Annotated in this window: 12 protein-coding genes; 8 read left to right on the top strand and 4 right to left on the bottom strand. The window is 71.6% G+C overall.

What is annotated here, in order from left to right; translation table 11 throughout:
• Positions 1 to 361 precede the first annotated feature (361 nt).
• Positions 362 to 1,981, bottom strand: coding sequence for an acyl-CoA synthetase (locus ACWDA7_RS25845; protein ID WP_450606649.1), 1,620 nt, complete (start codon positions 1,979 to 1,981; stop codon positions 362 to 364).
• 184 nt (positions 1,982 to 2,165) lie between these two features.
• Here ACWDA7_RS25845 and ACWDA7_RS25840 point away from each other — a divergent pair, with 184 nt between their 5' ends.
• From ACWDA7_RS25840 to ACWDA7_RS25810, 7 genes are all read left to right on the top strand, one after another.
• A complete protein-coding gene (locus tag ACWDA7_RS25840; RefSeq protein ID WP_450606647.1) occupies positions 2,166 to 2,966 on the top strand; it encodes a crotonase/enoyl-CoA hydratase family protein in 801 nt (266 codons plus the stop codon).
• A gap of 50 nt (positions 2,967 to 3,016) precedes the next feature.
• On the top strand, positions 3,017 to 3,958 hold the full coding sequence (locus tag ACWDA7_RS25835) for a Zn-ribbon domain-containing OB-fold protein (RefSeq protein WP_450606645.1): 942 nt from the start codon (positions 3,017 to 3,019) through the stop codon (positions 3,956 to 3,958).
• Positions 3,955 to 5,004, top strand: coding sequence for a thiolase domain-containing protein (locus ACWDA7_RS25830; protein ID WP_450606643.1), 1,050 nt, complete (start codon positions 3,955 to 3,957; stop codon positions 5,002 to 5,004). The genes ACWDA7_RS25835 and ACWDA7_RS25830 overlap by 4 nt, the downstream gene beginning before the upstream one ends.
• Positions 5,001 to 6,167, top strand: a complete 1,167-nt coding sequence (locus ACWDA7_RS25825; RefSeq protein ID WP_450606641.1) for a thiolase domain-containing protein — start codon at positions 5,001 to 5,003, stop codon at positions 6,165 to 6,167. Before ACWDA7_RS25830 ends, ACWDA7_RS25825 begins: the two co-directional genes overlap by 4 nt.
• 82 nt (positions 6,168 to 6,249) lie before the next feature.
• A complete protein-coding gene (locus ACWDA7_RS25820; protein ID WP_359403182.1) occupies positions 6,250 to 6,492 on the top strand; it encodes a DUF397 domain-containing protein in 243 nt (80 codons plus the stop codon).
• Between the two features lie 134 nt (positions 6,493 to 6,626).
• Entirely contained in the window at positions 6,627 to 7,535 is a 909-nt protein-coding gene (locus tag ACWDA7_RS25815; RefSeq protein ID WP_450606639.1) for a universal stress protein, read from the top strand.
• A 149-nt stretch (positions 7,536 to 7,684) separates the two neighbouring features.
• Positions 7,685 to 8,182, top strand: coding sequence for a hypothetical protein (locus tag ACWDA7_RS25810; RefSeq protein ID WP_450606637.1), 498 nt, complete (start codon positions 7,685 to 7,687; stop codon positions 8,180 to 8,182).
• Positions 8,183 to 8,236: 54 nt separating this feature from the next.
• Here the strand turns inward: ACWDA7_RS25810 and ACWDA7_RS25805 are convergent, their stop codons facing one another.
• Positions 8,237 to 10,210 carry an N-acetylmuramoyl-L-alanine amidase gene (locus ACWDA7_RS25805; RefSeq protein WP_450606635.1) on the bottom strand — a complete coding sequence of 658 codons (1,974 nt, stop codon included), beginning with the start codon at positions 10,208 to 10,210 and terminating at the stop codon, positions 8,237 to 8,239.
• A gap of 292 nt (positions 10,211 to 10,502) precedes the next feature.
• Entirely contained in the window at positions 10,503 to 11,642 is a 1,140-nt protein-coding gene (locus ACWDA7_RS25800) for an aminoglycoside phosphotransferase family protein (RefSeq protein ID WP_450606633.1), read from the bottom strand.
• A gap of 233 nt (positions 11,643 to 11,875) precedes the next feature.
• On the opposite strand from ACWDA7_RS25800, the gene ACWDA7_RS25795 reads away from it, so the two are divergent.
• On the top strand, positions 11,876 to 13,375 hold the full coding sequence (locus tag ACWDA7_RS25795) for a DNA-binding protein NsdB (RefSeq protein WP_450606632.1): 1,500 nt from the start codon (positions 11,876 to 11,878) through the stop codon (positions 13,373 to 13,375).
• An 87-nt stretch (positions 13,376 to 13,462) separates the two neighbouring features.
• Here ACWDA7_RS25795 and ACWDA7_RS25790 read toward each other — a convergent pair whose 3' ends face one another.
• Positions 13,463 to 14,884 (bottom strand): PP2C family protein-serine/threonine phosphatase, encoded by a 1,422-nt coding sequence (locus ACWDA7_RS25790; RefSeq protein WP_450606630.1) that lies wholly within the window; start codon positions 14,882 to 14,884, stop codon positions 13,463 to 13,465.
• Positions 14,885 to 14,902: the final 18 nt, after the last annotated feature.

Raw genomic sequence — 14,902 nt, 5'->3', positions numbered from 1 at the left:
GACACCTGCGAGGCGATGGCGAGCCGCTCGTCTTGCTGCCCGGCGGCCCCGTGCGTGCCTGCGCCTGCTTCGGAGGCCTGGCCGGCTCGACGCCGGGCGGCGGCCGGCGCTGCTCGACCTGCGCGGAACCGGGACTCGGCGCATCCGGCGGGCCCAGCCGCCTACCGTCGCGACCGGCTCGTCGACGATGCGGAGGCGCTCCGCGCACATCTCGGGCTCGAGCGGATGGATGTGCTCGCCCACGGGCGGCAGCCTCGCCCTGCTGTACGCCACCCGCCATCCGGGACGTGTGTCCAAGCCGGCCCTGATCACCGCGGATCCAGGCGCCCGTGCTGCCGGGCCGGAGCCCCGCCCTTGGGGCTCAGCGATCCGCCGCGGCCGCGACCTGCCTGGCCCAGCGGTAGTCCGCCTTGCCGCTGGGTGAGCGCCGGATGGTGTCCGTGATCACCAGCTGGCGCGGAAGCTTGTAGCCCGCGAGGTGCGCCCGGCAGTGCCTCTGGATGTCCTCCAGCGACGGGTGTGCCGCCCCCTCGCGCAACTGCACCACCGCCGCCACATGGTTGCCCCATGTCGCGTCCGGCACCCCGGCGACCAGGGCGTCGTACACGTCCGGATGCGATTTGAGCGCCTGCTCGACCTCTTCCGGATACACCTTCTCCCCACCGGTGTTGATGCACTGCGAGCCGCGGCCGAGGACCGTGATGACCCCTTCCTCGTCGACCGTCGCCATGTCGCCGAGCAGCACCCAGCGCTCGCCGTCCTTCTGGAAGAAGGTCTCGGCGGTTTTCCGCGGGTCGTTGTAGTAGCCGAGGGGCACGTGCCCCCGCTGGGCGATGCGGCCCGGCTCGCCGACCGCGACCGGTTCGCGGCTGACCGGGTCCACCACGCACGTACGGGAGTTGACGCGGATGCGGAAGCCTCTCGCCGGGCCCGAGTCCGGGGTCGCCGTGCCGTTGAAGCCGGACTCCGACGACCCGAAGTTGTTGAGCAGCATGACGTTCGGGACGAGCGCCTGGAACTGCGCGCGCACGGTCTCCGACATGACGGCCCCCGACGAGGACACGCTGAACAGGGACGAGCAGTCCGTGCCCCGCAGCGGGCCGTCGAGCGCGTCGATCAGGGGCCGCAGCATCGCGTCGCCCACCAGCGAGATGCTGGTGACCTTCTCCTTCTCGACGGTCCGCAGCACTTCCTCGGGCACGAATTTGCGATGGAGCATGATCCGCTGGCCGAAGTTGAAGCCGATGAACGCCGTCAGCGTCGAGGTGCCGTGCATCAGCGGCGGGGTCGGGAAGAAGGTGATGCCCTCGCCGCCCGCCGCGACCCGCTCGGCCAGCTCCTCCGGCTTCTTCACCGGCTCGCCGGTGGGTGCGCCACCGCCGAGCCCGGAGAAGAAGAGATCCTCCTGGCGCCACATCACACCCTTCGGCATGCCGGTCGTGCCGCCGGTGTAGATGATGAACTGGTCGTCCCCCGAGCGGGGAGCGAAACCGCGTCCTGGGCCGCCCGCGGCCTCGGCGTCGGCGAAGCCCACGGCGGGCAGGGCGGCGGCTCCCGGCGCGGGGGTCCCCACCCGCACCAGGTGCCGCAGCCTGTCCGTGCGAGGCAGCGCCGCCGCCACCCGGTCGGCGAATTCCGCGTCGAAGACGAGCGCCGCCAGGTCGGCGTCCCGGTAGAGGTACACCAACTCATCCTCGACGTAGCGGTAGTTCACGTTCACCGGGACGATCTGGGCTTTGAGGCAGCCCAGCACCGTCTGCAGGTACTCGATCCCGTTGTACAGGTGCAGTCCCAGATGCTCCCCGGGCCGTATCCCGGCGTCGAGCAGATGGTGTCCGATGCGGTTGGCGGCCGCGTCCAGCGCCGCATAGGTGAGACGGCGCTCCTCGCCCGTGCCTGGGTGGTCGGCGTACACGAGTGCCTCGCGGTGCGGAACCACATCGACGACCGACTCGAACAGGTCGGCAAGGTTGTACTCCACCACTCCTCCTGACCCGGGCGACATTGCGGAGAAAGGCGCGTCCGTCGGTTCGCCGGTCATCAGAGCAAAGGCGCGCGCAACTGTGAAGGGCCCCCACCAAGAAATCTGACTAGCTGTCAGAAATCTCTTGTACTGGCACCGCGCCTACTGCAACCTGTTCTCGTTCCGGAGACGGGAGGAAGCAATGGGTGGGACGGAACACCTCACCGTGCAGCGCGAAGGCGCCACACTGGTGCTCACGCTCAACAGGCCGGAGGCCAGGAACGCGCTTTCGCTGCACTTGCTGGTGGGCCTCTACGACGGCTGGATGGAGGCCGACGCGGACGACGCGATCCGCTCGGTCGTGCTCACCGGCGCCGGCGGATCGTTCTGCGCCGGGATGGACCTCAAGGCCCTCGCGGGCCAGGGGATGGCAGGCGAGCAGTACCGCGACCGGCTCGCCGCCGACCCGGACCTGCACTGGAAGGCGATGCTGCGCCACCACCGCCCTCGCAAACCGGTGATCGCCGCCGTCGAGGGTCCGTGTGTGGCGGGCGGTACCGAGATCCTGCAGGGGACCGACATCCGGGTGGCGGGGGAGTCCGCGACCTTCGGCCTGTTCGAGGTCAGGCGCGGGCTCTTCCCGGTCGGTGGCTCGACGGTCCGCCTCCCGCGGCAGATCCCCCGGACCCACGCCCTGGAGATGCTGCTCACCGGACGCCCCTACACGGCGCGGGAGGCGGCCGGCATCGGGCTCATCGGCCATGTCGTACCCGACGGCACCGCGCTCGCCGCGGCACTGCGGATCGCCGAGCAGATCAACGCCTGCGGACCGCTCGCCGTCGAGGCCGTCAAGGCGTCCGTGTACGAGACCGCCGAGATGACGGAGACCGACGGACTCGCCGCCGAGCTCGAACGCGGCCAGCCGATCTTCGCTACCGCCGACGCCAAGGAAGGCGCCCGCGCCTTCACGGAGAAACGCCCGCCCGTCTACAAGCGCGTCTGACCCCCGCCCGCGACACACGCGCGCCCGACCTCCGAAGGAGAACAGCCGGGATGCCCGAAGTCCTCAAAGCCCCCCTCGTCGTCGAGTTCCCCTTCACCCGCTCCCTCGGCCCCATGCAGAGCGCCTTCCTCACCGGACTGCGCGAACGCGTGGTCCTCGGGGTGAAGACCACGGACGGACGCACGCTCGTCCCGCCCGTCGAGTACGACCCCGTCACCGCCGACGAACTCCGCGACCTCGTCGAAGTGGCTCCGACCGGCACGGTCACCACCTGGGCCTGGAACCACGCCCCGCGCCGCGGCCAGCCCCTCGGCACGCCCTTCGCCTGGGTCCTGGTCCGGCTCGACGGAGCCGACACCGCCCTGCTGCACACCCTCGACGCCCCCGGACCCGACGCCGTCCGCACCGGTATGCGCGTCCGTGTCCGCTGGGCCGCCGAGCGCTCCGGCGCCATCACCGACATCGCCTGCTTCGAGCCGTACGACGGCGAACCCCAGCAACCAGCAGGTCACACCGGCGCGTTCGAGGACCGGGTGAGCGGCATCGTCGCACCCGCCCGGCTCGACTACACCTACACGCCCGGGCGCGCCCAGTCCGCCCACATCAACGCCCTGGCCGAACAGCGGATCACCGGTGAGCGCTGCCCGTCGTGCCGGAAGGTGTACGTCCCGCCCCGAGGCGCCTGCCCCACCTGCGGTGTCGGCACGACCGAGCAGGTCGACGTCGGACCCCGGGGCACGGTCACCACCTTCTGCATCGTCAACATCAAGGCGAAGAACCTCGACATCGAAGTGCCCTACGTCTACGCGCACATCGCCCTCGACGGCGCCGGCCTGGCGCTGCACGCGCGCATCGGCGGCATCCCCTACGACCAGGTGCGGATGGGCCTGCGGGTCGAGCCGGTGTGGACCGAAGGGGGCCGCCACCCCGCCCACTACCGGCCGACCGGCGAACCCGACGCGGACTACGAGACGTACAAGGAGCTGCTGTGACGCGCCAGATCGCCGTCGTCGCCTTCGCGCAGACCGACCACCGGCGCACCACTGACGAGCTCTCCGAGGTGGAGATGCTCATGCCGGTGCTGCACGCCGTACTCGAACAGACCGGTCTCAGGACCGCCGACATCGACTTCACCTGCTCCGGTTCCAGCGACTATCTGGCGGGCCGGGCCTTCTCCTTCACCCTCGCACTCGACGGGGTGGGCGCCTGGCCGCCGATCTCCGAGTCGCACGTCGAGATGGACGGCGCCTGGGCGCTGTACGAGGCCTGGACGAAGCTGCTCACGGGCGACGCCGACACCGCGCTCGTCTACTCCTACGGCAAGTCGTCTCCCGGATCCGTACGTGACGTCCTCACCCGACAGCTCGATCCCTACTACCTGGCCCCGCTGTGGCCCGACTCGGTGGCGCTGGCCGCGCTTCAGGCCCAGGCGCTCATCGACGGGGGCGAGACCGACGAGCGCGCACTGGCCGGGATCGCCGCGCGCAGCCGGGCGGACGCGACCGCCAACCCGCACGCGCAGTTGAGGGGTCCGGTGCCGCACGGGGAGTACCTGGTACGGCCGCTGCGCACCGGAGACTGCCCGCCGATCGGCGACGGTGCCGCCGCCGTGGTCCTGGCGGCGGGGGAGCGGGCCAGGGACCTGTGTGCACGGCCCGCGTGGATCCGAGGGATCGACCACCGCATCGAGGCCCACGCGCTCGGCGTGCGCGATCTGAGCGACTCGCCGTCCGCGCGGCTCGCCGCCGAGCGGGCCGGGGCCTTCGAACGCCCGGTGGACACGGCCGAGTTGCATGCGCCGTTCACCGCGCAGGAGGTGATCCTGCGCAAGGCGCTGCGCCTCGGCGACGGCGTCACCGTCAACCCCTCCGGAGGGGCCCTCGCCGCCAACCCGGTCATGGCCGCCGGGCTGATCCGCATCGGTGAGGCTGCCGCCCGTATCCACCGCGGCGCCTCCGACCGCGCGCTCGCCCACGCCACGTCCGGCCCCTGTCTGCAGCAGAACCTGGTCGCCGTACTGGAAGGAGACCCGCGATGAGCAGGGAGCCCGTGGCCGTCATCGGCATCGGCCAGACCAAGCACGTCGCGGCCCGCCGCGACGTGTCCATCGCGGGGCTCGTCCGGGAGGCCGGCCGGCGTGCCCTCGAGGACGCGGAGTTGACCTGGGCCGACATCGACGCCGTGGTCATCGGCAAGGCCCCCGACTTCTTCGAGGGCGTCATGATGCCCGAGCTCTACCTCGCCGACGCCCTCGGCGCGGTCGGCAAACCCATGCTCAGGGTGCACACGGCCGGCTCGGTGGGCGGCTCCACCGCGCTGGTCGCGGCCGGTCTGGTCGCGGCACGTGTCCACGGCACCGTGCTCACCCTGGCCTTCGAGAAGCAGTCCGAGTCCAACGCCATGTGGGGCCTGTCCCTGCCCATCCCGTTCCAGCAGCCGCTGCTCGCCGGGGCGGGCGGCTTCTTCGCACCGCACGTACGCGCGTACATGCGGCGCAGCGGCGCCCCGGACACCGTCGGCTCCCTGGTCGCGTACAAGGACCGGCGCAACGCCCTGAAGAACCCGTACGCGCACCTGCACGAACACGACATCACCCTGGAGAAGGTCCAGGCCTCGCCCATGCTGTGGGACCCGATCCGCTACTCGGAGACCTGCCCGTCCTCCGACGGCGCCTGCGCCATGGTGCTCACCGACCGTGCGGGAGCGGCCCGTTCGCCCCGGCGGCCCGCGTGGATGCTCGGCGGTGCGATGCGCAGCGAGCCCACCCTCTTCGCGGGCAAGGACTTCGTCTCGCCGCGGGCCGGCCGGGACTGCGCCGCCGACGTCTACCGTCAGGCGGGGATCGCCGACCCGCGCCGGGACATAGACGCGGTCGAGATGTACGTGCCGTTCTCCTGGTACGAGCCCATGTGGCTGGAGAACCTCGGTTTCGCCGAGGAGGGGGAGGGCTGGAAGCTCACCGAGTCCGGCGTCACCGAGCTCGACGGGGACCTGCCCGTCAACATGTCCGGCGGGGTGCTCTCCACCAACCCCATCGGCGCATCCGGCCTGATCCGCTTCGCGGAGGCGGCGCTCCAGGTGCGCGGGCAGGCCGGAGAACACCAGGTGGACGGGGCCCGCCGGGTGCTCGGGCACGCCTACGGCGGTGGGTCCCAGTTCTTCTCCATGTGGCTGGTGGGCGACCGTCCGCCGACCTCCTGAGGGATCCCGCTCGCGTGACCTGTCGGCAGTGGGATGCGATCGCTAGGCTGGCCGCGGACGACGAATCGGGAGGAGCACGGACGTGGCCGAGAGCACCATCCAGCAGCAGCCGTACGCGGGCTGGGACAAGCCCGAGCTGGACCTCAGCACCGCCGACTGGCACTCCAGCAGCCGAGGGCTCGGAGATGTCCAGATCGCCTTTGTCGAAGGCTTCATCGCGATGCGCAACAGCGAGCGCCCCGAGAGCCCTTCCCTGATCTTCACCCCCGCCGAGTGGGGCGCGTTCGTGTCGGGGGCGCGGGAGGGAGAGTTCGACCTCACGTGAGCTCCCGCCCGCCGAGGTGAGTCCTCGCCACTTCCGGATTTTCCGGACACGCCGCCGCTGAACCCGCGCCGGGGTCCTGTCTGCGTCAGGCTGGCCCCGGAGCGATCACAGCGTGTGCCCGATGCGAGGAATCCATGACCACTCTGCCGGTCGTCGCGGCCGTCGACGGATCCGACGACAGCCTGTCCGCCTTGGAGTGGGCGCTGACCGCCGCACGACAGCGCGCGGCGACGCTGCGCGTGGCCCATGTACGGCAGCGGGCGCAGCCCGGCCTCCCGGTCGCGGACGCCCCGGAGCCGGCCGCCGACCCGGTGCTGGACGAGGTCCGGGGGCGGCTGGCGGGCCGGGACGGTCTTCCGCTGGTGGAGTACGTGTCCCTGCAGGGCGCGCCCGCCGTCGTCCTGCCCGAACTGGGCATCACCGCCCAGTTGATGGTGCTCGGCTCCCGGGGCCGTGGCGGCTTCGCCAGTCTGCTCCTCGGCTCCAACAGCCTGGCGGCCGCACGCGACGCCGCCTGCCCGGTGGTCGTCGTGCCGCGCCTGGGGCGCGAGGTACACGAAGGGCCGTCCGTACCGCCGGGTCCGCGGGTGGTCGTCGGCCTGCACGTCGACAGCCCCGCCGAGGCGACGCTCGCCTTCGCCTTCGCCGAGGCCGATCGTCGCGGCGCCCTGCTGCATGTGATCTCCGCCTATCCCTGGACCCCGCTCGAGGTCTGGCCGGCGCCCGGCGAAGCGGTACCCGCGGCCGTCGACGAGGACGCCGTGGAAGAGGAGGTCCGGACCCTGGCCGCCGGACTGCTCGCGGTCCATCGGGAACGGCACCCGGGCGTGCGGGTCGAGCTGTCGACCCCGCCGGGCCGGGCGGCGGGCCACCTGGTCGCGGCCTCCGGGGGCGCCGAACTGGTCGTCGTCGGCCGTCACCGCCGGCGGCTCCTCGCCCCCGCCCGCATGATCGGTTCGGTGACCCAGGCCGTGCTGCTCCACGCGGCGAGCCCCATCGCGGTGATCCCGTCGGCGGCGGAGCCCGAGCGCACCGACGGGTGACGGGACGATCAGCGACGCAGACGACGTCCGGCCGCCCGGCGCCTGGCCGAGACATCACCGCCGACCAATCGGCGGGCGCCCGGGAAGCGGTTGTCATGACCGCGCGGGCCGGGGCCCGGCCTCGGCGCTCGGGCACGTACCATTGCGGCATGTCCTTCCTCCGCCGCCGCAGCGCCACTCCCGCCGGGCCCGACTTCGATGTCCTGGCCATGGATCCGGGGGACTGGCCGGGCAACCTCGGTGCCGGTCTGCTGCCCGCCCCCGACGGCAGCTGCCAGGGCGTCTTCCTGCGCTACGACCTGTTCGGAGGCCGCGGCCCGGCGATGATCATCGGCAACCTTCCGGAGGGCTCCCCGGCCCGCGAGGTGGCCGAGGGCGAGATCCCCTTCGAGGTGGCCCAGCTCCTCCTCGCGCTGGAGAACGACGAGGAGGTCACGGTCGTCGGGAGCGAGGACATCCCGGTGATGCAGGGCGACAACCTGCTCATCGTGCGCCGCCTCAAGCTCTCCGAGAGCCGGATCTCCTGCGTGCAGTTCGACCGCAGTGACCATGTCCTGGTGACCATCGCCGCCTGGGACCGCCCCATCACCGACGATCTGTACGCACTGCTGAAACCGCTGCCGGCGGAGCTGTTCCAGCAGGGCTGACGATGGACACACCCGAAGGGCCGGGCTCCACGGAGCCCGGCCCTTCGGCGCGCATTACGACGCCGACGGCATCACCTGCACATCCGCCGCCCGGACGAACTCCACCCGGTGGCCGAACTGGATCTCGTAGTAGAGGTCCTTGCCGATCACGACCCGGTGCGAGTCCGTCGTGAAGGTGACCGCGTAGTAGTACTCACCCGGCACTTCGTCGCCGATCACATACCGCTGGCCGGCGGGCAGCCTGTACGGCAGCGGTGAGACCGACTGAACGGGCACGCCCTCGGGATACGCCTCCTTCTCGGGGTACGCCCTGCCATACACAGGGATGTCCGTGAGCCCGTCCTTGGGCGTCACCACCAGACCGGACGCGTTCACCGCCGTCCGCTGGCCCCGCGGGTTGCGGAACCAGGCCTTCTGGCCCAGATACCAGATCGCCGTCCAGTCCCCGGCACGCTCCGCCACGGCGTACCGCTGACCGGTGGAGACGCGTGAGGCCACGTCGTTCACATCGATCGTCGAGGCGTCGCCCTTCGGGTACAGACCGATGTCCTTGATCAGCGGCGAGCTTTCGTCGGGTGCGCTGTACAGCCGGACCTCGCTCGAACCGTGCGCTGCGCACGGCTGGCCCGAGGTGGTGCAGCCCGTGTACTCCGGCTGGTTCGCGGAGTAGTCCGGCAGGATCGTCACCAGGCCGCCCCAGGGCCCGGCCGTGGTGTGGAACGGCCTGCCGAGCAGCTCGAAGTAGTGCTGCCAGTCCCAGTACGGGCCCGGGTCCGTGTGCATCCCGGGGATCGTCGAGGTCGTCGGACCAGGCACGTTGTCGTGCCCGAGAATGTGCTGCCGGTCCAGCGGGATGCGGTACTTGCCGGCGAGGTATCTCACCAGCCGTGCCGACGAGCGGTACATCGCCTCCGTGTACCAGGCGTCCGGAGCGGCGAGGAAGCCCTCGTGCTCGATGCCGATCGACTTGGCGTTGACGTACCAGTTGCCCGCGTGCCAGGCCACGTCCTTGGCCTTCACATGCTGGGCGATCAGACCGTCCGTGGAGCGCACGGTGTAGTTCCACGACACATAGGTCGGGTCCTGGATGAGCTTCAGGACGCCGTCCCACTGGCCTTCCGTGTCGTGGATGACGATGTACTTGATGCTCTGCGTGTCCGGCCGGTCGCCGAGGTCGTGGTTGCCGTAGTCGTGGTCGCCGAACTCCTCGTACGGGGCCGGGACCCACTCGCACGAGACGCTCCTCGGGCACTCCGTCCCGTCCGCGTCGCCGGCGCGCAGCCCGGTGCGCCCCAACTGCGCGGTGTCAGGCGCCAGCCCGGGCTGTCCGGCCAGCGCCACGCTCTGTCCCAGGTCCGTGGTGCGCCGCTCGCCCTCGCGCATCACCTGGAAGACGTCATCGGCGTACGCGGCGGCCGTCGCCCTGTCGTCCGCTCCAGAGAACTCCGCCACCGCCCCGTACCAGTCGGCCGGGTCGCCGCCGAGCGGCTCGCCGAGGTGTTGCTGGGCGGCGGCGAGCAGCGCGGCGCCGCCCGCGATGTTCGCCGCCGGGTCGGTGCGCAGCCGCGCGGCCGGGATACCGGTGAGCGCGGCGGCCTTGGTCAGGGTCTTCAGCCGGGCCGGCAGCTCGGTCTGCGCCGGGACCGTCGTGGTGGGCCGCAGGGCGCCGCGGGCCTGGTCGCCGCGGGCGTCCTCCGTGCCCTCGCTGTGGTGCTCCGCCGCGGTGATCGCGGTGCGGGCATCGGTGAGGTGCATCGGGCCGTATCCACCCGAGACGCTGGGCGCACCGCCGTGCGTGTCCCAGCGGGACTGGAGGTAGGACACGCCGAGCAGCACGTTCTGCGGCACGTGGTACTCGGCGGACGCCGCGGCGAAGGCGTTCTGCAGGCCGGACGGAGCACTGCGCTCGGGGGCCGGGGCGGCACCCGTCAGCGGCAGCAGCAGAGCCGCCGAGGCGACGGCGACCCCGATCCTGCGGGTGCGTCTGTGCCGGGCGGGGGTGTGGGGGTCGGTGGCGGATCCGCGCAAGGCAGCCTCCTGAGACGGTCGGGCGCTGTGGGGCGTGCGGGGGCCGAACGTGCGTCAGTGGTACCGGCTCTTGGACGATCCGTCAATCACGCCCAGGGACAGGCGATTTGCTTTGTCAACGGCGGTGGAGTGGACTTTCGTGACGGCGATGACGCGGCCTGCGGGGCGTCAGTGGAGTGGACCAATGACCCGAACGGGCCAGTCCCGGACGACATCTGGGCGGGCAGGCCCGGACACGACGAAGGCCCGCGGTGCCCCGCTGTCGCGAGTACACCGCGGACCGCCATCCCCTTCAGCGAGTGCCGACCGCCGCTCGTATGGCCCGTCGGGCCAGCTGGCAGTCGTCGTGCAACCGCCGCAGCAGCAGCCGCTGTTCCTCGCCGGACGGCGCAGCACCAGGCTGGGCCACTCCCGGTGCCGCGGGGGTCGTGTCGTGCATCGAGCGCTGCACGGCCGTCTCGTAGGTACGGATCTCCCGGGTGAGCACGAGCATCAGGTTCACCAGGAAGGCATCGCGTGAGGCCGGTCCCGCGGACTGCGCGATCTGGCTGATCTGGCGCCGCGCCCCCGGAGCGTCCCCGAGGACCGCCCACAGCGTGGCCAGGTCGTACCCGGGCAGGTACCAGCCCGCGTGCTCCCAGTCCACCAGCACGGGACCCGTCGGTGACAGCAGGATGTTCGACAGGAGGGCGTCGCCGTGACAGAACTGGCCCATGCCCTGCCGGCCCGCCGCGTGGGCGATGCCGTGCAGCAGCTTCTGCAGATCACCCATGTCCCGGTCGGTGAGGAGCCCCAGGTCATGGAAGCGCGAGATCCGCTCCGCGTAGTCCAGCGGGGCGTCGAACGTCCCCGCCGGGGGTCGCCAGGCGTTCAGCCGGCAGATCGCGCCCAGCGCCGCGCGGATGTCCGCACGCGGTGGCGCTTCCGCCGGATGCCGCTGCAACGCGGCCACCCGGCCCGGCATCCGCTCGATCACCAGTGTGCAGTTGTCCGGGTCCGCCGCGATCAGCCGGGGCACCCGCACCGGCGGCCGGTGCCGGACGAACGAGCGGTATGCCGCTATTTCGTGCCGGCTGCGCTCGGCCCAGATCGGGGAGTGGTCGAGTAAGCATTTGGCTACGGCCGTGGTGCGCCCCGTCGTGCCGACGACGAGCACGGAGCGCCCGCTTCGGCGCAGCACCTGTACCGGAGTGAACTCCGGACAGATGCGATGCACCGAAGCGATCGCCGCGCGCAGCTGCGCGCCCTGGGGGCCCGACAAGTCGATTCTCCCGCTGAGCGGTTGAGTGCCGACCCCCGGTACGCGCCGCGCCCTGCCAGCGCCGAGCACCGGGGCCGCGGTTCGCGCGGGGTCGAGGTAGGGGCCGCCGGTGCCCGGGCGGGGGCGCAGCGGCCGGGGCGGGGCGGACACGGAGGACGATGCTGCGTACATGGTCGATACAGATCCCTTCGTGTGCCTTCGAATTCTGCGCCACCCGCCCCGGCCGTCCTCGTTGCACCCTGGGGAGTGTTTCTGCGGCGACCGGGTCGGGGTGGCGCGTTCCTACCTGACACCCGTGGGCCCCTGGCACACCATCTGGCGCACCCTGGCGAACCGTGGCGAATAGTCCCGGAGCAACTGACAGCGGGCTACTGTCAACTCAGCCGAGAACCTGGGGGCTTGACGTGAGCAGACAACCCAACACCCGGCTCGCGGACCTGTTCGGCCTGGCCGGATGGTCCAAAGGCGAGCTCGCGAGGATGGTCAACCGGCAGGCGGCGGCCATGGGTCACCCCCAGCTGTCGACCGACACCTCGCGGGTGCGGCGTTGGATCGACATGGGAGAGATCCCGCGCGATCCGGTGCCGCGGGTGCTGGCGGCGCTGTTCACCGAGCGACTCGGCCGTGTCGTGACCATCGAGGACCTCGGTCTGGTCCGGCACGGGCGCGCGGGGAAGCGGCGTGACGACGGGGATGCGAAGAACCCCGACGGAGTGCCGTGGGCGCCCGAGCGGACTGCTGCGGTCCTCACCGAATTCACGGGAATGGACCTCATGCTCAACCGACGCGGCTTGGTGGGCGCGGGTGCCGCGCTCGCCGCAGGATCCGCACTCAGCAGCGCCATGCACGACTGGCTGCGCACCGATCCGGCTCTCGCGGCCGACGCTCCCCGCTTCGACGATCCCCTGCACGCCGACCCCGCTGGGTACGACCGCTATGAGGCCGCCCCCATCGGATCGCAGGAGATCGAGGAGCTGGAGCGCTCGGTCGAGGTGTTCCGGGCCTGGGACGCGGCCCGCGGTGGTGGGCTGCAGCGCAAGGCTGTCGTGGGACAGCTCAACGAGGTGGGAGGCATGCTCTCCTACCACCACCCCGATCATCTGCAGCGCCGCCTGTGGGGCGTCGCCGCCAACCTCGCCGTCCTGGCCGGGTGGATGTCGCACGACGTCGGCCTGGAGCCCACAGCACAGAAGTACTTCGTCATCGCCGCCCATGCGGCCCATGAGGGCGGCGACCGGCCCCGTGCCGGGGAGGCTCTCTCCCGCGCCGCCCGTCAGATGGTGCACCTCGGCCGGCCCGACGACGCGCTCGACCTGATGCAGCTCGCCAAGTCCGGCTCCGGCGACCAGGTGCTGCCGCGCACCCAGGCCATGCTCTGCACCATCGAGGCCTGGGCACAGGCGTCGATGGGCAAGGGGCAGGCCATGCGGCGCACCCTCGGCGAGGCGGAAGACCTGTTCGTCTCGGACCGGGGGGACGTGCCCCCGCCGAGCTGGATGCAGATGTTCGACGAGGCGGACCTGCACGGGATGCAGGCCCTGGCCTACCGCACCCTCGCCGAACACGAGCCGGGTGCCGCCGCCATCGCGCAGCGCCACGCCAAGGAGGCGCTGCAGCTGCGTGGTTCCGGTCGGGAGCGGTCGAACATCTTCGACCACATCTCCCTCGCGTCCGCGTGCTTCATCGCGGACGACCCGGAACAGGCCGACCGGTACGCACGCCTCGCCCTGACGTCGATGGGAGCCAACTCCTCCCACCGCACCTGGGACAGGCTCCGGGAGATGTACCGGCTCACCGCGCATTACTCCAGCTACCCGAAGATCCAGGATCTGCGTGAGGAGATCAAAGTCGCCCTGCCCAAGGGCCTGTTGAAGTCGAAGGGCAGCGACTCCGCGCAGGCGTGATCCAAAGGCGGCGACTCCGCACAGGCGTGCGGGGGACCGGTGCCGGTGTCCATCGGGAGTGGCTCCCCGGGGCGCTGACTCTGTTCGTCAGGACACGACCCTGGCGATGAGGACGCAGGCGTCGTCCTCGCGCTCGCACTCGCCGAACTCCTCCACGACGGTCCGTACGCACTCCTGGGCCGTGCGGGCTTCGTGGAAGCGCGGAGCCAGGTCGAGCAGCCTCTGGACGGCATCCGTGCCACTGTGTCGTGGGACCAGCCCGTCGGTGTGCAGGAGCAGCAGGTCGCCTTCCCTGAGGGTTTCTTCGGCCTGTCCGTAGGAGGCTCCCGAGGTCGCCCCGAGCAGCACGCCGTCCGGCGCCGCCGGCATGCGCCCCGTCCCGTCGCGGAACAGCAGCGGGGCGGGGTGTCCTGCCTGCGCCCAGCTCAGGGTGCGTGTCGCGGGCCGGTAGCGGCAGCACACGGCGCTGCCCAGGGCCGGCTGGACCGAGGCGTCGAGCAGCTGGTTCAGCCAGCCCAGCAGCCGGCCGGGTTCGGTGCCCGCCATCGCCATGCCCCGCAGGGCGCCGAGCAGCGTCGCCATGCCGGAAGCCACGCTCACCCCGCGGCCGGTGAGATCACCGACGCTGAGCAGCGTGTCGCCGCCGGGCAGTTCGAGTGCGTCGTACCAGTCCCCGCCGATGGGCGCGGTCGAGGACAACGGCAGATAGCGGGCGGCCAGATCCAGGGTTCCGGGGCCCTGCCGCGGGAGCCGCAGGGATCCGCGCCACGGCGGCAGCACGGCCTCCTGCAACTCGACCGCGAGCCGATGCTCGGTCTGCGTGTGGTCCCGGTGGCGTCGCAGCGAGTCACGGGTCTCGTGTACGGCCCGCCGGTGCCGGCGCAGTTCGCTGACGTCCCGCAGTACGGCCCACATCTGGGCGGTGCTCCCGTCCGCGTCGAGCACGGGCTCGCCCATCATGTGCACGGTCCGCACCTCGCCGTCGGGGCGCCGGATCCGGAACTCGCCGTCGATGGGCTTGCCGTCGATCAGGCAGTCCGTCACTATCCCCGTCAGCAACGCACGGTCCTCGTCGTGCACCAATGAGGGAAGTTCGTCGAGGCTCAGCGCCGGGGCCGAGGGGTCCCGGCCGAGGATCTGGTACAGCTCGCCCGACCAACTCGCCTCGTCCCTCAGCAGGTTCCATTCGGCGCTGCCGACCCGGCTGAGCAGTGAGTCGCCGGGGGGCGACTCGGACAGGTCCGGAGCGTCGGCCGGTTCGGCGGCCACGGGCGGCGGACCGTCCCGTAGCTGCGCCAAGTGCTCGTCCAGATCGCTCAGTTGGTGCAACGCCAGATCGCACAGCGCGCGCTGCCAGCGTCCCTCCGGGTCCGAGCCGTCCTCGGGCGCCTCCCGCCGTACGGCGTCCACCTCGCCGCGCAGTCGCCGTGTCTGAGAGATGAGCGCATCGACGGTGCCGGGCCGGGGTGGCTGGGCGGCGGGGCGGTCCGCGGAGAGATGGGGTGGCATGACGCGCTCCGATGCGGG

The sequence above is a fragment of the Streptomyces sp. NPDC001156 genome, from assembly GCF_053598275.1.
The sequence above is the reverse complement of the archived record's forward strand: the minus strand, read 5'-3'. Positions and strand labels throughout refer to the sequence as shown.

Excerpts from the sequence above, each read along its gene's own strand:
- ACWDA7_RS25825 (WP_450606641.1), top strand. The coding sequence starts at position 5,001 with ATGAGCAGGGAGCCCGTGGCCGTCATCGGCATCGGCCAGACCAAGCAC.
- ACWDA7_RS25815 (WP_450606639.1), top strand. The coding sequence starts at position 6,627 with ATGACCACTCTGCCGGTCGTCGCGGCCGTCGACGGATCCGACGACAGC.
- ACWDA7_RS25790 (WP_450606630.1), bottom strand. The coding sequence starts at position 14,884 with ATGCCACCCCATCTCTCCGCGGACCGCCCCGCCGCCCAGCCACCCCGG.
- ACWDA7_RS25840 (WP_450606647.1), top strand. The coding sequence starts at position 2,166 with ATGGGTGGGACGGAACACCTCACCGTGCAGCGCGAAGGCGCCACACTG.
- ACWDA7_RS25810 (WP_450606637.1), top strand. The coding sequence starts at position 7,685 with ATGTCCTTCCTCCGCCGCCGCAGCGCCACTCCCGCCGGGCCCGACTTC.
- ACWDA7_RS25800 (WP_450606633.1), bottom strand. The coding sequence starts at position 11,642 with ATGTACGCAGCATCGTCCTCCGTGTCCGCCCCGCCCCGGCCGCTGCGC.
- ACWDA7_RS25835 (WP_450606645.1), top strand. The coding sequence starts at position 3,017 with ATGCCCGAAGTCCTCAAAGCCCCCCTCGTCGTCGAGTTCCCCTTCACC.